The 22,163-nt window shown below is 70.0% G+C and carries 19 protein-coding genes; 9 read left to right on the forward strand and 10 right to left on the reverse strand.

Going from position 1 to position 22,163, the window contains the following annotated elements:
• Window positions 1–236 precede the first annotated feature (236 nt).
• The 3 genes from OG611_RS30805 to recX all read left to right on the forward strand — a co-directional run bounded on the left by OG611_RS30805 (window position 237) and on the right by recX (window position 3,672).
• The gene (locus OG611_RS30805; RefSeq protein ID WP_266431325.1) at window positions 237–1,409 is read left to right on the forward strand and encodes an AI-2E family transporter; all 1,173 of its coding nucleotides are present in this window, start codon (window positions 237–239) and stop codon (window positions 1,407–1,409) included.
• A 400-nt stretch (window positions 1,410–1,809) separates the two neighbouring features.
• Entirely contained in the window at window positions 1,810–2,937 is a 1,128-nt protein-coding gene (recA, locus tag OG611_RS30810) for a recombinase RecA (RefSeq protein ID WP_266427597.1), read from the forward strand.
• Between the two features lie 81 nt (window positions 2,938–3,018).
• Complete coding sequence (gene recX, locus OG611_RS30815; RefSeq protein ID WP_266431327.1) at window positions 3,019–3,672, forward strand: recombination regulator RecX; 654 nt, start codon at window positions 3,019–3,021, stop codon at window positions 3,670–3,672.
• Window positions 3,673–3,878: 206 nt separating this feature from the next.
• On the opposite strand, the gene OG611_RS30820 is transcribed toward recX, so the two are convergent.
• The gene (locus OG611_RS30820) at window positions 3,879–4,541 is read right to left on the reverse strand and encodes a hypothetical protein (protein WP_266427600.1); all 663 of its coding nucleotides are present in this window, start codon (window positions 4,539–4,541) and stop codon (window positions 3,879–3,881) included.
• Window positions 4,542–4,853: 312 nt separating this feature from the next.
• Between OG611_RS30820 and OG611_RS30825 the strand changes: the two genes are divergently transcribed.
• Window positions 4,854–7,445 carry an FtsX-like permease family protein gene (locus OG611_RS30825; protein ID WP_266427603.1) on the forward strand — a complete coding sequence of 864 codons (2,592 nt, stop codon included), beginning with the start codon at window positions 4,854–4,856 and terminating at the stop codon, window positions 7,443–7,445.
• A 211-nt stretch (window positions 7,446–7,656) separates the two neighbouring features.
• On the opposite strand, the gene OG611_RS30830 is transcribed toward OG611_RS30825, so the two are convergent.
• The 8 genes from OG611_RS30830 to OG611_RS30860 form a co-directional block, all read right to left on the reverse strand.
• On the reverse strand, window positions 7,657–8,064 hold the full coding sequence (locus OG611_RS30830; RefSeq protein ID WP_266427606.1) for a rhodanese-like domain-containing protein: 408 nt from the start codon (window positions 8,062–8,064) through the stop codon (window positions 7,657–7,659).
• Window positions 8,061–8,648: a cysteine dioxygenase gene (locus tag OG611_RS30835; RefSeq protein ID WP_266427609.1), complete on the reverse strand. Its 588-nt coding sequence runs from the start codon at window positions 8,646–8,648 to the stop codon at window positions 8,061–8,063. Before OG611_RS30835 ends, OG611_RS30830 begins: the two co-directional genes overlap by 4 nt.
• Window positions 8,649–8,721: 73 nt before the next feature.
• Window positions 8,722–8,808: a putative leader peptide gene (locus OG611_RS40965; protein WP_353962576.1), complete on the reverse strand. Its 87-nt coding sequence runs from the start codon at window positions 8,806–8,808 to the stop codon at window positions 8,722–8,724.
• Between the two features lie 32 nt (window positions 8,809–8,840).
• Window positions 8,841–10,454 (reverse strand): FAD-dependent monooxygenase, encoded by a 1,614-nt coding sequence (locus tag OG611_RS30840; protein WP_266427611.1) that lies wholly within the window; start codon window positions 10,452–10,454, stop codon window positions 8,841–8,843.
• A gap of 337 nt (window positions 10,455–10,791) precedes the next feature.
• Complete coding sequence (locus tag OG611_RS30845) at window positions 10,792–11,652, reverse strand: amino acid ABC transporter permease (RefSeq protein ID WP_266427613.1); 861 nt, start codon at window positions 11,650–11,652, stop codon at window positions 10,792–10,794.
• Window positions 11,649–12,296, reverse strand: a complete 648-nt coding sequence (locus OG611_RS30850; protein ID WP_266427616.1) for an amino acid ABC transporter permease — start codon at window positions 12,294–12,296, stop codon at window positions 11,649–11,651. Before OG611_RS30850 ends, OG611_RS30845 begins: the two co-directional genes overlap by 4 nt.
• A gap of 109 nt (window positions 12,297–12,405) precedes the next feature.
• Window positions 12,406–13,329, reverse strand: coding sequence for a glutamate ABC transporter substrate-binding protein (locus OG611_RS30855; protein WP_266427619.1), 924 nt, complete (start codon window positions 13,327–13,329; stop codon window positions 12,406–12,408).
• Between the two features lie 32 nt (window positions 13,330–13,361).
• Window positions 13,362–14,147, reverse strand: coding sequence for an amino acid ABC transporter ATP-binding protein (locus OG611_RS30860; protein ID WP_266427622.1), 786 nt, complete (start codon window positions 14,145–14,147; stop codon window positions 13,362–13,364).
• A 373-nt stretch (window positions 14,148–14,520) separates the two neighbouring features.
• Between OG611_RS30860 and OG611_RS30865 the strand changes: the two genes are divergently transcribed.
• A complete protein-coding gene (locus tag OG611_RS30865) occupies window positions 14,521–15,213 on the forward strand; it encodes a response regulator transcription factor (protein ID WP_266427625.1) in 693 nt (230 codons plus the stop codon).
• Window positions 15,214–15,228: 15 nt separating this feature from the next.
• Complete coding sequence (locus OG611_RS30870) at window positions 15,229–16,623, forward strand: HAMP domain-containing sensor histidine kinase (RefSeq protein WP_266427627.1); 1,395 nt, start codon at window positions 15,229–15,231, stop codon at window positions 16,621–16,623.
• A gap of 24 nt (window positions 16,624–16,647) precedes the next feature.
• On the opposite strand, the gene OG611_RS30875 is transcribed toward OG611_RS30870, so the two are convergent.
• Window positions 16,648–17,646, reverse strand: a complete 999-nt coding sequence (locus tag OG611_RS30875; RefSeq protein WP_266427629.1) for a TAXI family TRAP transporter solute-binding subunit — start codon at window positions 17,644–17,646, stop codon at window positions 16,648–16,650.
• Window positions 17,647–18,241: 595 nt separating this feature from the next.
• Here OG611_RS30875 and zwf point away from each other — a divergent pair.
• The 3 genes from zwf (at window position 18,242) to OG611_RS30890 (ending at window position 22,163) form a co-directional block, all read left to right on the forward strand.
• Complete coding sequence (gene zwf / locus OG611_RS30880) at window positions 18,242–19,666, forward strand: glucose-6-phosphate dehydrogenase (protein WP_266427632.1); 1,425 nt, start codon at window positions 18,242–18,244, stop codon at window positions 19,664–19,666.
• Window positions 19,667–19,859: 193 nt separating this feature from the next.
• A complete protein-coding gene (miaB, locus tag OG611_RS30885) occupies window positions 19,860–21,389 on the forward strand; it encodes a tRNA (N6-isopentenyl adenosine(37)-C2)-methylthiotransferase MiaB (RefSeq protein WP_266427634.1) in 1,530 nt (509 codons plus the stop codon).
• A 60-nt stretch (window positions 21,390–21,449) separates the two neighbouring features.
• The gene (locus OG611_RS30890) at window positions 21,450–22,163 is read left to right on the forward strand and encodes a class III extradiol dioxygenase subunit B-like domain-containing protein (RefSeq protein WP_266427636.1); all 714 of its coding nucleotides are present in this window, start codon (window positions 21,450–21,452) and stop codon (window positions 22,161–22,163) included.

Raw genomic sequence — 22,163 nt, forward strand, 5'->3', positions numbered from 1 at the left:
CACCGCCCACCTGCACAGATTTCCGGCCCGTCAGCGGCGGGACCTGCGCCGATTCCCGGCCCGTCGGCCGCCGGACCCGTGCTGTTGTCCGGGGCGGGCGGTTGCTCGTCACAGCCGTAGGCGAGACTGGAACCGTGGCACCGACAGACGAGACAGCACAGACCCAGCCGCCCTCCACACCGCCCGTCCCGCCCGCCGCGCCACCCGCCGCGCCCGCCGGCAACGGGCCGGTACGCATGCCCGCGTGGCTGCCTCGCGCCATGGTGCTGGCCCTGGCGCTCTACGCCTGTTTCCGGCTCGGCAGCTGGGCGTTCGACCAGCTCATCGGGTTGCTGATCAACATTCTGATCGCGTTCTTCCTGGCGCTTGCCATCGAGCCTGCGGTGAGCCGGATGTCGGCGCGCGGTATGCGCCGCGGCCTCGCCACCTTCCTGGTCTTCCTCATGGTGCTGATCGCCGGGGTGGGCTTCGTCCTGCTGCTCGGCTCGATGCTCGCGGGCCAGATCGTCGACATGGTCGAGGAGTTCCCGAAGTATCTGGACTCGGTGATCAACTGGGTCAACCAGACCTTCCACACCGACCTTTCCAGGGTCGAGGTCCAGGACAGCCTGCTCCACTCCGACTGGCTGCAGAAGTACGTCCAGAACAGCGCGACCGGAGTGCTCGACATCTCCACCACCGTGCTCGGTGGGCTGTTCCGTCTGCTGACGATCTTCCTGTTCTCGTTCTACTTCGCGGCCGACGGCCCCAGGCTGCGGCGCGCCCTGTGCTCCGTGCTGCCGCCCGCCAGGCAGGCAGAGGTCCTGCGGGCCTGGGAGATCGCGGTCGACAAGACCGGCGGATACCTCTACTCGCGCGGTCTGATGGCCCTCATCTCCGGAATCGCGCACTACATCCTGCTGGTGATCCTCGGGGTTCCGTACGCGCCCGCGCTCGCCGTCTGGGTCGGGCTGGTCTCCCAGTTCATCCCCACGATCGGTACGTATCTGGCAGGCGCTCTGCCGATGCTGATCGCGTTCACCGTCGACCCCTGGTACGCGGTGTGGGTGCTCGGCTTCGTCGTGGTCTACCAGCAGTTCGAGAACTACGCCCTGCAGCCCAAGCTCACCTCCAGGACCGTCGACATCCACCCGGCGGTCGCCTTCGGATCGGTCATCGCGGGCACGGCCCTGATGGGCGCCGTGGGCGCGCTGATCGCGATCCCGGCCGTTGCCACGCTCCAGGCTTTCCTCGGCGCGTACGTGAAGCGGTACGACGTGACGGACGACCCGCGGATGCACGGCCGGAGCTCACGGCGCGGCGAGCCGGTGCTCACACGGCTGCGCCGCTCCTGGCGGGCCTCCGGGAGCGACGGGGGCGAGGGCGGAGAGGGCGGTGCCGGGGTGCGGGAGGCCCCGGAGCGCGCCTGACCTTCTCGCCGGCAGGGCTTTCCGGCTCTCTCAGGCTCCGCTCCTCAGTGGTGGTTCGTTACGTCGACGGGGCGGCCCGCGCCTGTGTCGTCCAGACGGCCAAGACCACATTTCCTGCCGGTTTTGTACCCATGAGGCAGGAATTCGTCATGATGTCGATCACTTGTTCTTGACTGCCCGAAAGTGAGGTGCTTGGGGGCTACTCTGGGTGCAGATCGGTCCGGCATGGTGCGCTTGACACCAAAATCGAACATCCATTCTCATGGGATTCCGGCCGGGTTTTCCCGGGCCCGACCGTGGAGTTGTCCACAGGCCGGGAGGACGTCGAGGCCCATTGTCAGTGGCAGGGGTTAGCGTCTTTGACGTGAAGCGATCGACTCAAGCAAATCGGGTGGAACCCATGGCAGGAACCGACCGCGAGAAGGCGCTGGACGCCGCACTCGCGCAGATTGAACGGCAATTCGGCAAGGGCGCGGTGATGCGCCTCGGCGAGCGGCCGAACGAGCCCATCGAAGTGATCCCCACCGGGTCGACCGCCCTCGACGTGGCCCTCGGCGTCGGCGGCCTGCCGCGCGGCCGTGTGGTGGAGGTGTACGGACCGGAGTCCTCCGGTAAGACGACGCTGACACTGCACGCGGTGGCGAACGCGCAGAAGCTCGGCGGCTCGGTCGCCTTCATCGACGCGGAGCACGCCCTCGACCCCGAGTACGCGAAGAAGCTCGGCGTCGACATCGACAGCCTCATCCTGTCCCAGCCGGACAACGGCGAGCAGGCCCTCGAGATCGTGGACATGCTGGTCCGCTCCGGCGCCCTCGACCTGATCGTCATCGACTCCGTCGCGGCGCTCGTGCCCCGTGCGGAGATCGAGGGTGAGATGGGTGACTCGCACGTGGGTCTGCAGGCCCGTCTGATGAGCCAGGCGCTCCGCAAGATCACCAGCGCGCTCAACCAGTCCAAGACCACCGCGATCTTCATCAACCAGCTCCGCGAGAAGATCGGTGTGATGTTCGGCTCGCCGGAGACCACGACCGGTGGCCGGGCGCTCAAGTTCTACGCCTCGGTGCGCCTCGACATCCGCCGGATCGAGACGCTGAAGGACGGCACCGACGCCGTCGGAAACCGCACCCGCGTCAAGGTCGTCAAGAACAAGGTCGCGCCGCCGTTCAAGCAGGCCGAGTTCGACATCCTCTACGGCCAGGGCATCAGCCGCGAGGGCGGTCTGATCGACATGGGCGTGGAGCACGGCTTCGTCCGCAAGGCGGGCGCCTGGTACACCTACGAGGGCGACCAGCTCGGCCAGGGCAAGGAGAACGCCCGCAACTTCCTCAAGGACAACCCCGATCTCGCCAACGAGATCGAGAAGAAGATCCTCGAGAAGCTGGGTATCGGCGTCAGGCCCGACGACAGCGCCGCCGAGTCCGGTGCGGACGCGGCGGGCGGTGCCACGGCCCCGGCCGACAGCGCGAAGTCGGTGCCCGCTCCGGCCGGTAAGACCAAGCCGGCCAAGACCGCGGCGGCCAAGAGCTAGACCGTGACGCGTCGCACGGAGTGGCCGGTCGGCGCCACTGACCAGCACGCCGGTCCCGGCCACGCATTCGCCGCCGGGCACATGACCGAGTCCGAGGATGCGTACGAGCCGGAGGCCGGTCCCGGTCGCGGCACGGGCTCGGGCGCCGGATTCGGCGAGGGAGCGGGCCGTCGCGCCCGCTCCCGCACCAGGAGCAGCGGCTCCCCCTCCTCGTCGAGGGCCGAGAAGGGGGAGCCGCGAGACCCGGTCGAGCAGGCGCGCAACATCTGCCTGCGTCTGCTCACCGGGACCCCGCGTACCCGGAAGCAGCTTGCCGACGCGCTGCGCAAACGCGAGATTCCGGACGAGGCGGCCGAAGAAGTGCTTTCGCGCTTCGAGGATGTCGGGTTGATCGACGATGCGGCGTTCGCGGACACCTGGGTGGAGTCCCGGCATCACGGACGCGGACTGGCCCGCCGCGCCCTCGTCCGTGAGCTGCGCACCAAGGGCGTGGACTCCGCAGTGATCGACGAGGCGGTCGGACAGCTCGATTCGGAGCAGGAGGAGACGACCGCCCGCGAGCTGGTTGCGCGCAAGCTGCGCTCCACTCGTGGCCTGGACCGCGACAAGCGGTTGCGCCGCCTTGCGGGCATGCTCGCGCGCAAGGGGTACGGGGAGGGCATGGCCCTGCGCGTCGTGCGGCGGGCGCTGGAGGAAGAGGGCGAGGACACGGAGGGTCTGGACGAGCCCTTCTGACCGGGTTCGGACCGGGCGGGGGCAATGCGGGGTGTCCGAGAAAACAACGGGGCGCCCGAAGGAGCAACGGGGCGCGCGAGGAACACGGGGCGCGATCCGGGACGGTGGGACATCGGAGCTGGGGGAGCCGTGGGGCGAGGGGAGCGCCTCGGGTAGGGCCTGCCGTGCGCCAGGCGGACTGCGGGGGAGACGCGGTGATGCGGTGATCACTGCCCGGCACGGGCGGCGCGCGTGATGGTGGCGTCGATCAGGGCGAGCGCATCTGCGGCGGTGCGGCCGGGGCAACGGTTCCAGGGCCCGATCAGCCCAGTCCAGCCCTGGGAGCGGAGCTCGGCGACGAGCCAGGCACCGGCCCGGTCCACGGTGCCGAGGGAGCCGTAGCCCAGGCGGTGCGCAGTGAGGAGGGCGCCGCAGATGCACCGTGCGCCGCGGGCGTTGCGGAGCCGGTACGGGGTGTTCTGCCAGCCCCATTCGGTCAGGATCTGCCTTGCGTAGGCGAGATGCGTGGAGGGTCGTACCCCGGGCCGGCCGATGCGGCGCCAGGAGTGGAGCCGGTCGGGGAGGACCGCGCCCAGACGTCCGGGAAGCGGCCGTTCGCGCGGGGCCGTCGCCGGCAGGGCGCGGACGGAGTCGGCGATGAGCTGGTCGACCGGTACGGACAGCAGGTCGCGCCAGTCGACCGGCCGACGGTCCGGCGGCTGTTCCGCGGCGTCGGAGGAGGACGGCCGTACAGGGGCCGGGACGGGCGGCCGCACGGGGGCGGGGTCAGTGGTGTTCCAGCCCGTGATGATCTGCTGCCATGCCTCGGTGTCATGGAGGCGAGCAGCCTGAGCGTCCAGCTGTTCGGGGGTGAGGGTGGGGGTCGGCATGGGTGCGAGGCCTCCGTCACGTCGGTCCTTGGCGTTGAGGTGAATGTCCGTCAGGTACGGGGATCGCTCCACCGGAGCGTGGCGTTCGGGTGTGTCGGGGCGGATTCGGGGGAACGGCCGGCGGCATACGGGGGGCAGCCCCCCGCACGAACACACGGGCACGCTCCAGTGCGCAGGCATCCGTGCACGGAGCACTGTGTGACGCATGACGGAGCAGCCCCACACCGCCGGGGTCCCGGCCCCGGCCGGGACCCCGGCACCGCCGTCGGCCGTGACCCTGGAGCACGACAACGGAAGAAAGACGGACGCACGATGATGCTGCGCTATGCCTTACAGACGATCCGGGACCGCAAAGGCGGGTTCCTCGGTGCCTTCCTGGCTCTCCTGTGCGCCGCCGCTCTGATCACCGCCTGCGGCACGCTGCTGGAGACAGGCCTGCGCGGAAGGATCGCTACCGAGCGCTACGCGGCCGCGCCGCTCGTGGTCTCCGCCGACCAGAACGTCCACCGCACCACGGTCAAGCACAAGGGCAATGGAAAGACCAAGGTCAAGTACAAGGCGAAGCCGGTTGCCGAGCGTGCCTGGCTCCCCGCAGACGTCGTCGACCGGGTCAGCGTCCTGGAAGGCGTGGACAAGGCCGTACCCGAGCTGACCTTCATGGCTCAGCCCATGAGCAGCCAGCCCATGAGCAAGCGTGTGGCCCGGACCGAACCCCGCCCCTTGGCCCACCTTTCCGCTCGTCCCTCCTACGGCCACTCCTGGGCCTCCGCCCCGCTGACGCCCTTCCGTCTCGTCGCGGGCCGTGCTCCCTCCGCCGATGACGACGTGGTGATCGACCGCGCCCTCGCCGAACAGAACGGCCTGAAGACCGGGGACCGGCTCACCGTCCAGTCCACCAGCGCTCCCCGCCCGTACCGCATCAGTGGGATCGCGGCCCCGGCCGGGCGGGGCGACCTCCGGCAGCAGACCTCGCTCTTCTTCTCCTCCGCCGAGGCGGAGCGCCTCGGCGCCCGCCCCGGCCGGATCGCCGCTCTCGGCGTGACGCCCGCGCCCGGAACCGACCTCGCGCGGCTGAAGCAGCAGGTCGAGCAGGCGCTCAAGGGAACCTCCGCCCAGGTCGCCACCGGTGAGGCCCGGGGCCCCGTCGAATTCCTGGACGCCGCGGGCGCCCGTATCAAGCTTGTCTCCATGGGAGGCGCCATGGGCGGCACGTCCCTCCTGGTCGCGGTCCTCGTCGTGGTCGGGACTTTCGCGCTCTCCATCCAGCAACGCCACCGTGAACTGGCCCTGCTCCGCGCCATCGCCGCGACCCCGCGCCAGATCCGCCGCCTCCTCGGTCGCGAGGCCCTGGCCGTCGGAGCCGCAGCCGGTGTGCTCGGCGCGCTCGCCGGACTGCCCCTCGCCGGCTGGTTGCACGGTCGATTCATCGACATGGGTGCAATTCCGGTCACTCTGGAACGCACCGCAGGCATCTTCCCGGCCTGCGCGGCGCTCGCCGTCACCCTTGTCGGCGCCTGGGCGGCGGCGAGGATCTCCGGCCGCCGTATCGCCCGTATCCGGCCTGCCGAAGCGATGGCCGAGTCCGCCGTCGAGCGTGGTCCGGGCCGGGGCCGGATCGTGGCAGGGCTGGTGCTGCTCGCGGGCGGAGCCGTGCTCGTCGGTGTACTGAGCGTGCTGCGTACCGAGGCCGCCGCGACCCCCGTCACATTCCTCGCCGTCGTCGTATCGGCCACGGCCGTGTCACTGCTGGGGCCGTACCTGGTGAGGTTCGTGTCCGCGGTGCTCGCGGGGCCGCTCCGACTGGCGGGTCCGGGGGGACCTCTCGCGACCGCCAACATCCGCGGGAACTCCGCCCGGATGGCTTCCGTCGTCACCCCGCTCACCCTGCTCATCGGGATGACCTGCACGGTTCTCTTCGTTCAGCCGACCCTCGGGGACGCCGCCCGTGCCCAGGCCCGCGACGGAGTCCGCGCCACCTGGGTGCTGGCCGCGCAGGGGCCGGGTGTCCCGTCCGAGGCTGCCGGGACGGTCCGCGGGGCGCCGGGCGTCACGGCTGCCACGGAGGTCGTGCGGACCACCGTGCGCGTCGGCCTCGACAAGTACCAGGCCCAGGGCGTCACCCAGGCCGGTCTCACCCGCACCTGGAACCCGGACGTCACGAGCGGATCGCTCACCGCGTTCACCCGCGGCCACGACACCGCCGCGATCAGCGAACTCGCCGCCGACCGGCTCGGCCTCCGCCCCGGCAGCCAGCTGAGCCTCCACCTCGGCGACGGCACCCCCGCGACTCTCACCGTCGCCGCCGTCTACAGTCGCGGGCTGGGCTTCGGAGACCTGACGCTGCCTCATGACCTGCTCGCCCGCCACATGGACAATCCGCTCGCCGCCACCGTTCTGGTCGCCGGTCACGGCAGCCGTGACGAACTCGCCGCCGTGCTCAAGCAGTTCCCCGGTGTCTCCGTCATGTCACCGGAAACCGCCGATCGGCTCCAGGCGGACCGGCAGCAGGAGAACGCTGCGGTCAACCACCTCGCCATGGGCCTGATCCTGGCCTTCACCGCCATCGCCGTCGTCAACACCCTTGCCATGTCCGTGTCCGAGCGCATCAGGGAGTTCGCCATGCTCAGACTGGCCGGCGCGACCCGGCGTCAGGTCCTGCGGATGCTCCGCGTCGAGGCCCTGTCGGTGCTGCTGATCGCCGCAGCCCTCGGCAGCGGGATCGCACTGGCCGTGCTGACCGCCTTCAGTATCGGCATGACCGGCAGCGCGGCGCCCACCGTCCTGCCGCTGCTGTACGCGACGGTGGTGGGCGCCGCCGCACTGCTGGCACTGGCCGCCACCGCGCTGCCCGGCCGACTCGCACTCAGGGTCCGGCCGGTGGAGGCGGCCACGGCCAGGCAGTGACCCCAACGGTGCCCCTCGACGGCGACCCCCGACGCGTCCGGCGTCGGGGTCCCTCAGCAGGACTCCGAGCCCGACCTGTCACTCCGAGCCCGACCCGTTACTCCGAACCCCGTCCGTTACTCCGAGCCCGACCCGTTACTCCGAACCCCGTCCGTTACTCCGAGCCCGACCTGTCACTCCGAGCCCCGTCCATCACCCCGAACCCCGTCCGTCACGTCTCGACCGGCAGTCCCGCGGCACGCCACGCCTGGAACCCGCCGATCAGATCCGTCGCCCGGTGCAGCCCCAGTTGCCGCAGGGACGCGACAGCGAGGCTCGACGCATAACCCTCGTTGCAGAGCACCACGATCCGGAGATCGTGGCTCACCGCCTGCGGGACCCGGTGACTTCCCTGCGGATCGAGCCGCCACTCCAGTTCGTTGCGCTCGATGACCAGCGCCCCTGGAATCAGCCCGTCCCGTTCCCGCAGCTCCGCGTAGCGGATGTCCACGAGCAGCCCCCCGTCCGCAGCGGCGGCGACCGCTTCCTGCGGACCGACCCTGACGAACCCGGCCCGGACCCGTTCCAGCAGCTCGTCGATCCCGGCCGGCTCCGTACCACCCCGACGGTCGTCGCTCACTGCCAGTCCTCCGGCCGTTCGACCTGCTCCAGGCGGAGCAGGTCGCCCGTGCGGCTGTAACGCCGGATCCGCGGCAGCGGCGGGTAGTACGCGTGGACGGAGACTGCGTGTTCCGTGGCGGACTCGTTCAGCACCTCGTGGACGTGGTGGCGGCCGAACGTCCGGCCCTGGCCGGTGGCCAAATCCCGTGACCGGTCGATGCCTTCGGTGAGTTCGAGGGTCTTCCAGCCGTCGGTGGGCAGCCGGGCGGCCAGCGACAGCTCCTTGAGGGTGCCGGCCGCGGTGGTGAAGGCGCCGATCGAGTCGGCGTGGTCGTGCCAGCCGGTGCCGGTCCCCGGCGGCCAGCCGATCAGCCAGGCCTCGCTGCCGCCGGGGCCTTCGAGCTGGACCCAGGTGCGGGCTTCGGGATCGAGCGGGAGCGAGGCGACGATAGCGGCGTCGGCGGCGACACGACGGACGAAATCGAGCAGCTCCGCAGCCGTCGGACCGGAACCATCGACGGATGCGGACGCGGACACGTATGCGGATGCGGGCCCGGACGCGGGCGCAGGCGTGCTTACAGGGGGTGAGGCGGGGGCAGACACAAGGACCGTCCTGAGGGTTCGCGCGGATGCCCGCCCGTACGGCAGCGCGCACGGCGGGGCAGGGGAAGGCGATTCAGCAGGACGGCCGACACACGCAGCCCGCATAGCGGACGAGGTCCATATGGACCCTCCGCCACAGGCGCACATCGGTGTCGATCACGTTTCGGAGTACACCATGTACGTCCGCAGCGGTCAATTGATGCCCGCAGTCTGGTCGGAACGTACGGAGGCGCGCGCCGCTCCGCCACGCACCGCGTCCGCCGCCGCGAAGAGCTCCCGGGGCCGTACCCCGCCGAACGATGCCACGAGATGACCGTCCGGCCTGATCAGCAGCACGGTGTGGGCCGATGCCCCCGGATAGCTCTCGGTCACCAGCAGCTCGCCTTTCACCGGCAGCGCGTCGACGGCCGCCGCGAGGCGGGGCATGACGCCGGCGGTCATCCAGTGACGCCGGTCCCACACCCCGGTGCCGGGTGCCACCAGGAGCACCAGCAGATGCCCCTGTCCCAGCCGCTCCCGAAGCCGCACGGTCGTACCGTCGGGCGCCGTCACCCGCACATCGGCCACCGGCGCACCGGGGGGCGTACCCACAGATGTGTGCGCCTCGGCGCGCGGGGGCGCAAGGGGCGAATGCGAGTACGAAGGGGGCGCACCGAGGGGGCCGCATCCCAGATGCCCGTCGGTGAGCAGCGAATCGTGCCCCCGTGCGCTCCCCGGTACCAGAGTCCGCAGCCCTCCGCCGCCACGCAGTATCGGCAGTGACTGGTCCGCTGCGCGCAGCCGCGAGGCGACCGCGGCCCGGCGCTCGGCCTGGTAGCTGTCGAGCAGTACGTCGGAGGCGCCGTGGTGCCAGGCCTGGGCCAGCTTCCAGGCCAGGTTCTCGGCGTCCCGCAGCCCCTCGTCGAGTCCCTGGGTGCCCAGAGCCCCCAGCAGATGGGCGGCGTCCCCGGCCAGGAAGGCCCGGTCGACCCGCCAGCGCAGGGCGAGCCGGTGGTGCAGCGTGTACACGCCGGTGTCCAGCAGTTCGTACGGCGGTGTCTCGCCGCACCAGCCCGCCAGAGTGTCCCGGACCCGCGTGATCAGGGCGTCCGGGGTGACGAGCTCGCCGCGCGGCGGCAGCAGCCAGTCCAGCCGCCAGACGCCGTCCGGCAGTGGCCGCGCCGTCACCTCGGCGCCGCCGGTGCGCCACGGCGGCAGCCGGTGCAGCACGGCCTGTCCGGGCCAGGGAAGCTCGGTGCGCAGCGCCGCGACGGCATGCCGCTCCACGGCGGTACGACCGGGGAACCGGATGTCGAGCAGCTTGCGCACGGTGGACCTGGCGCCGTCGCAGCCCACCAGATAACTCCCTCGCCACCAGGTCGCGTTCGGCTCCCTGGTGTGCACCGTGACCCCGGCCGGGTCCTGCTCCAGCGTGTCGATCCGGCCGTACGGGGCCACCTGCACCAGCTCCTGCGCGGCCACCGCGTCCCGCAGCCCGCGCGTCAGGACGTGCTGCGGCAGATGGACGGGGGCCGGCGACGGATCACCCTCGGGGGAGTCCTCGCCGAGCGACAGCTCGCGCACCAGCTGCCTGCGCCGCATCGACCGCCACCCGGACCACCGCACCCCCTCGTGCCGGAGCGCCTTGCAGCCCAGCCGCTCCACCAGGGCCGCGGTGTCCTCGCGCAGCACCACGGTGCGGGCGGGGCGTGTCTCGTCCTTGCCCGGATCCTCGTCGAGGAGGACGGAGGGAACGCCTTGCGCCGCGAGGGCGAGCGACAGCACCAGACCGACGGGCCCGGCGCCGATGACGATCACCGGGTCCACGGGGCGGCTCCTCGAATCCGTGCGGACGGTGCCGAGGACGCGGACGGAACGAGCGCACGGCTCGCAACGGGGGTAGGCGGCGGAGGAAGTGTGGCGGCGGGGGCAGGGGGCGCGATCACAGAACGTATGCAACCTACTGCCGGTGCTTGCGTCAAGCGACACCAAAGAGCGGTGAGGGGCGGTGGCAGATCTGCCACCGCCCCTCGGGCACTCGTTCCGACGAGCCGTCAGACGGCGCGCCCGTCATCGATGACGAGCGACGGCGTACCGATGGTCTCTCGTGCGCCCCCGCCCGGGCGCGGCGCTGGTGCTGTAGTTCGCGCTCACCGGTCCGGAATCAGAGGGGGAGGCTGGAGGCTTCACCCGGCTCGGTGTTCACGGTCGCTGCGATACCGGTCTTGGTACGGCGCCCGCGCTTCTCGATCCAAGTGGCGAGTGCTGAGAGCAGAAGGCACATGCCGATGTAGATCGCGCCGATGACGATGATGGTCGAGACATACGGGTACTGCCCGTTCACCTGCGTGTTGGAAGCGATCAGACGGGCGGTCTGAAGCAGCTCCGGATACAGGATGATGAATCCCAACGAGGTGTCCTTGAGGGTGACCACGAGCTGGCTGATGATCGTGGGCAGCATGGCTCGCACTGCCTGTGGCATCAGCACGCTGACCATTACCTGAGTCTTGCTCATGCCCAGGGCGTACGCTGCTTCGCCCTGCCCCTTGGGTACAGAGTTGATGCCGGCACGCAGCACCTCGGCCTGCACGCAGCCGTTGTAGACCGACAGCCCGAGCGCCAGCGCCCACATCGAGTAGTCGGTGAGGAAGCCGACCCAGATCGCGTAGATGGTGATCAGCAGCGGGATCGAGCGGAACAGCTCGATGAATGCGGTGGCCAGCCAGCGGACCGGCTTGTGGTCCGAGAGACGGCCCACTGCGAGGACCACACCAAGGACCAGCGAGCCGATCGCGGCCAGGCCGAAGGCCTTCAGAGTTGCGAGTACGGCATCGGCGATGTTCTGCCGGATGCCGGCGTAGTTGAAGATGTCCCACATCTCAGGGGCCAGATGCCCCTTGTCGGACAGCCGCACGAAGCTGAGGGCGAGCAGAGCCAGGATGGCCAAGAACCCGACGACCGCGTAGATCCGGTTGCGTACGGTGGCCTTCGGGCCTGGGGTGTCGTAGAGCACGCTGGCACTCATCGGGCGACCTCCATACGACGTTCGACCAGCCAGAACAGACCACTGATGGCGAAGGTGACGACCAGGTAACCGAGGGCTACCCAGATGAAGACAGGAGTGATGGCGTACCCCCGGTCACTCATGAGCTTCTGCCAGCCGAACAGCTCCGTGACGCTGAAGGCGCCGGCGATCGCCGAGTTCTTGGTGAGCGCGATGAAAATGCTGCTCAGCGGCGGAATGACGGTCCGCGTGGCCTGCGGAAGGACAATGATCCTCAGTGTCTGGGAGAACGTCATACCGATGGAGCGGGCGGCCTCTGCCTGGCCCAGCGGAACGGTGTTGATACCCGAGCGGACCGCTTCGCACACGAACGAGGAGGTGTAGAAGCCGAGTGCCAGCGAGCCGAGCAGGAACGGGCTCATGCCTGGGAAGAAGATCTCTGGTACGACGAAGAAGGAGACCAGGAACAGGAGGGTCAGAGGGGTGTTGCGCAGCAGTGTCACCCACGCCGTGCCGAAGATCCGCAGCGGCGGCACCGGCGAGACCCTGAGCCCGGCGATGAGGACACCGAGGACCAGCGCGATGACCGAGCTGACGGCGGTGATCGACACGGTTCCTATGAAGCCGTCGCGAAACTCTGGGAAATTGTCGAGCAGTACATTCATGAGGTCTCCGCGTCGGCAGGCAGCGGCATCGGGGCAGGGGAGAAGGGGCGCCCCGTACGCGTTCCGGGAGGCGGAGACGCGTACGGGACACTTCAGTCAACTGGCGACGTCAGTAACGCTCGACAGCCGGCGGGGCGGTGTACTTCGAGCCGGACAGACCCAGGGTCGCCTCGTAGATCTTCTGGTACGTGCCGTCCCCGACGTGCTTCACCAGCGAGTCGTCGATGGCGTCGCGCAGCACCTTGTCGTCCTTGTTGAGGCCCACGCCGTAGGGCTCCTCGGTGAACGGCTTGCCGACGACGCGGAGCTTGCCGTTGTTCTGCGCCGCGTAACCCTTCAGGATCGAGTCGTCGGTGGTGACCGCGTCGACCTGCTTGGTCAGCAACTGCTGTACGCAGTCCGAGTACTTGGCCAGTTCGACGACATTCGCGCCGTACTCCGGCTTCTTGATCTCCTGGAGCGGAGTGGAGCCGACGATGGAGCAGACCTTCTTGCCCTTCACGGCGTCCTTGCCGGTGATGGACGTGTCGTCCTTGCGTACGAGCAGGTCGGCGCCTGCCTTGTAGTACGGGCCGGCGAATCCGACCTGCTTCTTGCGCTCATCGTTGATCGTGTACGTGCCGACGAAGTAGTCGACCTGCCCCTTGGAGATCGCGGTCTCCCGGATGCCCGAGTCCACGGTCTTCCACTCGATCTGGTCCTTCGAGAAGCCCAGATCGGCCGCAATCATCGTGGCGATCTCGATGTCGAAACCGGAGCGTTCCTTCGTCGACTGGTCCTCGAACCCGAGGTAGGGCTGGTCGGCCTTGGCGCCAATGATCAGCTTGCCGCGCTTCTTCGCCGCCTTGAAGGTCGGCGAGTTCAGGTCGACACCCGTTGCGACGGTGTACTTCGGCAGCTCGGGGGCGCCCGAGGCACCGGGCTTGGTCCCGGTCGGCTTGTCGCCGGCCGAGCCTTCCTTGCCACCACAGGCGGTCGCTGTCAGGGTGAGTACGGCGATGGCCGCGACGGCGGCCGACTTGCGGAGCTTCATGTGAACATTCCTTATGCCGTAGGTCGTTGTCGTCAGTGGTGAAGGATCTTCGACAGGAAGTCCTTGGCCCGGTCACTGCGCGGGTTGCTGAAGAACTGGTCGGGCGTGGCCTCTTCGACGATCTTTCCGTCGGCCATGAAGACGACCCGGTTCGCGGCCGAGCGCGCGAAGCCCATCTCATGGGTGACGACGACCATCGTCATGCCGTCCCGGGCGAGCTGCTGCATGACCTCCAGCACCTCGTTGATCATCTCGGGGTCGAGCGCCGATGTCGGCTCGTCGAAGAGGATCACCTTCGGGTCCATCGCCAACGCCCGTGCGATGGCCACGCGTTGCTGCTGACCGCCGGAGAGCTGCGCGGGGTACTTGTCGGCCTGCGTCGCCACACCCACCCGGTCGAGCAGCGAACGGGCCTTGTCCTCGGCGGACTTCTTGTCCGTCCTGCGGACCTTGATCTGGCCCAGCATCACGTTCTCGAGCACCGTCTTGTGCGCGAAGAGATTGAACGACTGGAAGACCATGCCGACGTCGGCACGCAGCCTGGCCAGCTCCCTGCCCTCCTGGGGCAGCGGCTTGCCGTCGATCGAGATGGCGCCCGAGTCGATCGTCTCCAAGCGGTTGATCGTGCGGCACAGCGTGGACTTCCCGGACCCGGAGGGCCCGATGACGACCACGACCTCGCCACGGGCGATGGTCAGGTCGATGTCCTGGAGCACATGCAGCGCGCCGAAGTGCTTGTTGACGTTGCTCAGTACGACAAGGTCGTTCGCCGCAGGCGCGGCGTCCTCGGCGCCCTTGGTCACTGAAACTCCGCTCATCGGCTTCTTGCTCCGTCCTCCTCGGTTGGGAAGGACCCTAGTGACGCGGTGCTACCAGCGTCATTACATCTGAGCGGAAATTGAGGATAACGATCCGGCGGCAACCGGACACTCCGTGTGAACGGGGTGCGGGGTGTGACGCACGTGGCGTACCGGGTGGATAACAGATGGCCGGATGCAGCGGGCGGGCCTTGACTGACCTGCCTCTCATCGGAGTGGATGCCCTCGTACGTCATGACGTGAAACGCCTCGGTACGGGCAAGTGACGAGGAACGTACGAGAGGCCGCACCGACACCTGTCGACATCGACATCGAGATCGACACGTACCGGCACCGCACCATCTGAGCCATCGGAAATCCGGAAAGGGAGGCCATGAGACTGCTGCTCGTCGAGGACGACAACCATGTCGCGGCCGCCCTCTCCGCGATCCTGGCCCGGCACGGCTTCCGGGTCGTGCACGCGCGCAGCGGCGAGGAGGCCTTGCAGGCGTTGCTGCCCACGGAAACGGAGCCGTTCGGCGTCGTGCTCCTCGACCTGGGCCTGCCCGACCAGGACGGCTATGAGGTGTGCGGCAAGATCCGTAAGCGCACCTCCACCCCGGTGATCATGGTGACCGCACGCGCCGACGTCCGGTCGCGGATCCACGGCCTCAATCTCGGCGCCGACGACTACGTGGTCAAGCCGTACGACACCGGCGAACTCCTCGCCCGTATCCACGCCGTCAGCCGGCGCAACGCGTCCGGCGAGGACACCGTGCCCACGCCCGTCGCCGCGCTGCGTCTCGGACACGTGCACATCGAGCTGCCGACCCGCCGGGTCAGCGTCGACGGGTCCGAAGTCCAGCTCACCCGCAAGGAGTTCGACCTGCTCGCGCTGCTCGCCCAGCGTCCCGGCGTGGTGTTCCGCCGGGAGCAGATCATCAGCGAGGTGTGGCGCACGAGCTGGGAGGGCACGGGGCGCACGCTCGAAGTGCATGTCGCGTCCCTGCGTTCCAAGCTGCGGCTGCCCGCACTGATCGAGACGGTGCGCGGGGTCGGCTACCGCCTCGTCGCCCCGTCCGCGTAGAGGCGTACGTCCCAGGTGCGTACCAGGCTGCTTCCCCTGCTCATCGTGCTCATGGCGGGCGTGCTGCTCGCCCTCGGCTTCCCGCTGGCCGTCAGCGTGGCGGCGGCCCAGCAGCAACGCGTCGTCATCGACCGCATCGACGACACGGCACGCTTCGCCGCACTCGCGCAGTTCATCACCGAGCGCGCAGCCGGCTACGACGAGCGGCGGCGCACCCTGCGGAGCGAACTCGACACCTACGCGTCGGTGTACGGCATCCGCGCCGGTGTCTTCTACCGCGACGACAGCGCCATGGCGAAGGCCCCCGCCGCCTGGCAGCTCCCGATCGAGGGGGAGGGGCGCGAGGCGTTCAAGGAGGCCCTGCTGGGCCGGCGCAGCCACGATCCGCCGCAGGTCTGGCCGTGGCAGGACGGCCGGGTCGTCGTCGCCTCGCCCGTCGTACGGGACGGCGATGTGGTCGCCGTCGTGGTGCTCGACTCGCCCACCGAGGAGATGCGCTCGCGCACGCTGCGCGGCTGGTTGCTGATCGCGGCCGGCGAAGCGGTCGCGATGCTGGTGGCGGTCGGCGCCGCGATCCGCCTCACCGGCTGGGTGCTGCTGCCCGTACGCACCCTGGACGCGGCCACCCACGACATCGCCAGCGGGCGGATGCGGTCCCGGGTCGCGGCCTCCGGTGGACCGCCGGAACTGAGGCGCCTGGCCCGGTCGTTCAACGAGATGGCCGACAACGTCGAGGACGTGCTGGAGCAGCAGCGCGCCTTCGTCGCCGACGCCTCGCACCAGCTGCGCAACCCCCTCGCCGCGCTGCTGCTGCGGATCGAGCTCCTCGCGCTCGAACTCCCCGAGGGCAACGAGGAGATCGCTTCCGTGCGCACGGAGGGCAAGCGCCTCGGGCAGGTCCTCGACGACCTGCTCGACCTGGCGCTGGCCGAGCACGCCGCGGCCGATCTGCGACTCACCGACATCGGCGCGCTCACCGCGGAGCGGGTCGCGTCCTGGCGGCCGCTCGCCGAGGAGAAGGGGGTACGGCTCAGGGCGGACGGCTCGTCCGCCGTGACCGCCTGGGCGGACCCCATCGCACTGTCGAGCGCCCTCGACGCGATCGTCGACAACGCCCTGAAGTTCACCCCCGACGGGGAAGAGGTCGTCGTCACGGTCGCTTCCGGCCGCGACGACGTCACGGTCGTCGTCGCCGACCGCGGGCCGGGCCTCACCGCGCAGGAGATGGAACGCATCGGCGACCGTTTCTGGCGCAGCACCCAGCATCAGAACATCCGGGGCTCCGGCCTCGGGCTCTCCATCTCGCAGGCGCTCCTGGCGGCCGGCGGCGGCTCCCTGAGCTACACGGCCCATGAGCCGCACGGGCTGCGGGTGACGGTCTCGGTCCCGCGCAACGGCCCGCAGGGCTGAGCGCGACGGGACCGAGGAGAACGGTCAGGGCTTGACCGAGCGGTAGTAGCGGCTGGCCCCTTCGTGCAGCGGCAGCGGATCGGTGTAGATCGCCGTACGAAGATCCACCAGCTGGGCCGCGTGCACCTCGCGCCCGATCCGGTCCCGGCTGTCGATCACGGTCCGGGTGAACGCCTCCGTCAGCGCCGGATCCGAACGGTCCGTGGTCACCAGCACATTGGCGACCGCGACCGTCGGCACCGCCTGATCCTGCTGCGCGTTGCGGTAGGCGTCGGCGGGCATCATGGCCGAACGGTAGTAGCGGGCGGACCCGCCCACCGCCTGGAGCTCCTTGACCAGCGGGGCCTCCAGCGGCACCAGCCGGATCGCGAACCGGTCCGACAATTCCTGCACGGCGGACGTGGGCAGTCCGCCGGACCAGAAGAAGGCATCGAGCCGGTCGTCCTCCAACTGCTTCGGCATGGTGTCGATACCGGCGGAAACCGGTGTCACGTCGTTCTCGGGATCGAGCCCCGCAGCGGTCATCAACCGGTCGGCGACCAGCCGTACCCCCGAACCGCGCTGCCCCACCCCGACGCGCTTGCCGAGCAGATCCGAGACCTTCCGCACCTCCGAGTCGCGGGGCACGATCAGCTGGATGTAGTCGTCGTACAGCCGCACACAGCCCCGCAGCCGGTCGGCGCCCGGCTTGCCGCTGTGCAGATAGGTGGCGAGGGCATCGGCGGTGGCGATGGTGAAGTCGGCCTTCCCGGTCGCCACCCGCGCGATGTTCTGCTGCGAGCCCTCGCTGGTCTGCAGCCGTATCGACACCCCGGGCAGATCCCTGGCCAGGTCTCCCTTGAGGCGCTCGCCGTAGCGCTGGTAGACCCCGCTGCGCACACCGGTGCTGAAGGCCAGCGTGCCCGTCGGTGCCGGCTGCCCGAGCGGCAGCAGCCACCACAGCAGCAGCCCGAGCACGACGGCGACGGCGGCGCACGCCTGAAGAACGCGTCGCCTGCCGATACGGGAGAGTGCCTGGAGCATGGCGGCGATCCTGCCAGTCCGCTCCGGCGATGACCAGGGCCGGCCTCACGGCCCCCGCCCCGGGCCCGGTCCCGTCCCGTCTCCCGCCTCCGGAAGCCCGGTCCCATCAGCTTCGCGCGATCCCGTCACGCACGCTCTCACCGGCCTCGCACGACCCCGTCACGCCCGGTCGTGCGGGGTTCACCCGACTGCCCGTCCCAGTACCCCGGTCTCCTGCCGGGTACCGAGGATGGGCGAAGGGGGTGTTGAGAGACGAGGAGGTGCCGAGAGACGGGGACATGACATGGTTCACGGTTTCTCCAGGGAGCCGGGCACCGAGGGGCCTCTGACCGAGGTTTCGCCGAAGGGGGCCCGCAAGATCACTCTCTCGTCGGCCTCGTCCGATCTGCGTCCTTGCCCGTCTCTTCGTCGGTCGCCACCTGCCCGAGACCCGCAACCGCGATCCCGAGCAGATCGAGGAGGCCCTGCGGGCCCGCTTCGGACACGCGAGCCGGCTCGGCAGCCCGTCAAGACCGTCTGAGATCCCGCACCGGCGCCGGTCCGGCACCACGCTTCCCCCGACCCGCGGAGCCTCACCCCTGAAAGGACGCTCGCGATGAGCGACACGCTCCTCACCTCCACCGACCTCGAACACTCCGACGCCCTGGTGCTCTTCGGTATCTCCGGTGACCTGGCCAAGAAAATGCTGCTCCCCGCGCTGTACCGCCTCACCGAGAACGGCAGACTCAATGTTCCCGTCATCGGTGTGGCCGCCACCGACTGGGACGACGACGCGCTCCGCAGGCACGCACGGGAGGCGGTCGCAGCCGCCTGCACCGACATCGACGAGGCGGTCTTCGGCCGGCTCGCGGCGCGCCTGTCCATCGTCACCGGTGACTTCGCCGACAGCTCCACCTTCGACAGACTGCGCGAGGCCGTGGCCGGGTTCGGGTTCGTGACCCACTATCTGGCGATCCCTCCGTCGCTGTTCACCGCCGTCGCGGCGGGCCTGGGCGAGGCGGGCCTGAACCGTAACGCCCGGCTGGTGGTGGAGAAGCCGTTCGGGCACGATCTCGACTCGGCGCGGGAACTGCAGGACGCGCTGGGCGCCCACTTCGACGAGCACCACCTGCTCAGGGTCGATCACTTCCTGGGCTCCGACGCGGTGGAGGGCCTGATGGTCTCCCGCTTCGCCAACACCCTGCTGGCACCGATCTGGCACCGCTCCTACGTGGACAACGTCCAGATCTCCCTCGTCGAGGACTTCGACGTCGCCGACCGGGGATCCTTCTACGACGGGGTGGGCTGCCTGCGCGACGTGGTCCAGAACCACATGCTCCAGGTCCTCGCCTTCCTGGCGATGGACCCGCCGAGCGTCACCAATGCCCGCGCCCAGGGGCTGGAGAAGTGGCGGGTGCTGCACGCGACCCGCACGATCGACCCCGCCGACACCGTGCGCGGCCAGTACCGGGGCTACCTGGACGTCGAAGGCGTCGCACCGGAGTCCACCACCGAGACATACTTCGCGACCCGTCTGTTCATCGACAACTGGCGCTGGGCAGGGGTGCCCTTCTACCTCCGCAGCGGCAAGGCGCTGGCCGTGACCGCCACGGAGGTCGTGGTCGAACTGCGCAAGCCGCCGCTGGAGCTCTTCGGCGGGGACACGACGGAGACGACGTCCAACCTCATCCGCTTCCGCATCGCCGGCGACACCGGAATCAGGGCCGACCTGATGCTGCGCAAGCCCGGGAAGGGCGAGGAGCCGGTGACCGTCCCCGTCGGCGTCGACTTCGCGCAGGCACTGGGGCGGCAGGAACTTCCGTACGAGAACATCCTCCGCGGAGCCGTCGAGGGCGACCCCGAGTACTTCGCCTTCTTTCCCGCGATCCTGGAGTGCTGGCGGATCGTCCAGCCAGTGCTGGACCCCGCCGGGCAACCCCTCCCGTACGCGCCGGGAAGCTGGGGCCCGGAGGCGGGCGACGGGCTCCCCGGCCTGAAGCACTGGCACCAGCCGGGACGGCGTCTCTTCGGGACCGACTGAAGGGAGCCGACGCAGAGGGAACCGACCGGAGGGGGAGTGGCCCAAGGAAGAGGGACCGGCCGGAGAAGGCCGACACTCCTGGCGTCCCGGCGAAGGCCGAAGAGGAGACCCTCCGCCGCCCCGGCACGGGCGCCGTCGGCGTCCCGGGCCCGAGGCAGCGGGGCCGTCTCCCGGACCACATACCCTTGAGGGCATGACCAGCAGCAGCGACCGGAGCCCCGCAGTGAGCGTCGAGGGACCCAAGACCTACGAAGTCCGCACCTATGGGTGCCAGATGAACGTCCACGACTCCGAGCGGCTGTCGGGGCTGCTGGAGGGCGCGGGTTACATCCGTGCGGACGAGGGTTCCGACGGCGACGCCGACGTCGTCGTCTTCAATACCTGCGCGGTGCGGGAGAACGCCGACAACAAGCTCTACGGCAACCTCGGCCGGCTCGCCCCGATGAAGACCAAGCGGCCCGGCATGCAGATCGCCGTCGGCGGCTGCCTGGCGCAGAAGGACCGCGACACCATCGTCGAGCGGGCCCCCTGGGTGGACGTCGTCTTCGGTACGCACAACATCGGCAAGCTGCCCGTGCTGCTGAAGCGCGCCCGTATCCAGGAGGAGGCGCAGATCGAGATCGCCGAATCCCTGGAGGCATTCCCCTCCACGCTCCCCACCCGGCGCGAGTCCGCCTATGCGGCTTGGGTCTCGATCTCCGTCGGCTGCAACAACACCTGCACCTTCTGTATCGTCCCGGCGCTGCGCGGCAAGGAGAAGGACCGCCGCACCGGCGACATCCTCGCCGAGATCGAGGCCCTGGTCGCCGAGGGCGTCTCGGAGATCACCCTGCTCGGCCAGAACGTGAACGCGTACGGCTCCGACATCGGCGACCGCGAGGCCTTCTCCAAGCTGCTGCGCGCCTGCGGGAAGATCGAAGGGCTGGAGCGGGTCCGTTTCACCTCGCCGCACCCCCGCGACTTCACGGACGACGTGATCGCGGCGATGGCCGAGACGCCCAATGTGATGCCCCAGCTCCACATGCCGATGCAGTCGGGCTCCGACACGATCCTCAAGGCGATGCGGCGCTCGTACCGGCAGGAGCGTTTCCTCGGAATCATCGAGAAGGTGCGCGCCGCGATGCCGGACGCCGCGATCTCCACCGACATCATCGTGGGCTTCCCCGGTGAGACCGAGGAGGACTTCGAGCAGACCATGCACGCGGTCCGCGAGGCGCGCTTCGCCAACGCCTTCACCTTCCAGTACTCCAAGCGCCCCGGGACCCCCGCCGCCGAGATGGAGGGGCAGATCCTCAAGGAGGTCGTCCAGGAGCGGTACATGCGCCTTTCGGTCCTCCAGGAGGAGATCTCCTGGGAGGAGAACAAGAAGCAGGTCGGCCGGACGCTGGAGATCATGGTCGCGGAGGGGGAGGGCCGCAAGGACGGCGCCACCCACCGTCTCTCCGGCCGCGCCCCCGACAACCGCCTGGTCCACTTCACCAAGCCGGACCAGGACGTGCGACCGGGCGACGTGGTGACCGTCGAGATCAGCTACGCGGCCCCGCACCACCTCCTTGCCGAGGGCACACCGGTGGCCGTGCGGCGGACCCGGGCCGGGGACGCCTGGGAGAAGCGCTCCGCCGCCGCGGCGGCCAAGCCGGCCGGGGTGATGCTGGGACTGCCGGGCATCGGAGCCCCGGCGCCGCTGCCGACCGCGGCGGCCCCCGGCTGTGGCTGCGACTGACACCGGGGAGCCCGACGGCGGCCGACGGGCGTGCCGGGTCCAAGCAGTACGCTGCCCACCATGCTTGTCGCCGCCGCTGTCTGCCCCTGCCCACCCCTGCTGGTACCGGAGGTCGCCGCCGGTGCCGCGCCCGAGCTCGACGCCGTGCGGGACGCCTGCGCCGAGGCCCTCGGTGTGCTCGCCGCCGCGCGCCCCGATCTGCTGATCGTGGTCGGACCCGCGGACCTGCCGGGGCGTGGCCCGCACCCCGAGGGGGCCACCGGCACCTTCAAGGGCTTCGGCGTCGACCTCGGCGTACGGCTCGGGCGCGACCGCGGACCGGTGGCGGACGACTCGCTTCCGCCGTCCCTCTCCGTCGGCGCCTGGCTGCTGGCCCGCGCGGAATGGGCCGGTGTGCCGGTCGAGGGGCTGGGCGTGGGAGAGCCGCTCGAAACCGGCCGTTGTACGAGCGCCGGACGGGACCTGGCCGCCGGGGCGGACCGGGTCGCGCTGCTCGTGATGGGCGACGGCAGCGCCTGCCGCACGCTCAAGGCCCCGGGCTATCTGGACGAACGTGCCGAGGGGTTCGACGCGGCGGCTGCCCGTGCGCTGAGCACGGCGGACACCGGCGCGCTGATCGCGCTGGACGCGTCACTGGCGTACGAACTGAAGGCGGCGGGCCGGGCGCCCTGGCAGGTGCTCGCGGGCGCGGCGCAAGGGGCGGGACTGGCCGGGCGGCTGCTGTACGAGGACGCTCCGTACGGCGTGGGCTACCTGGTCGCCACCTGGTCCTGA

The organism is Streptomyces sp. NBC_01363 (assembly GCF_026340595.1).
In the GTDB taxonomy this organism is placed as follows: Bacteria; Actinomycetota; Actinomycetes; order Streptomycetales; family Streptomycetaceae; genus Streptomyces.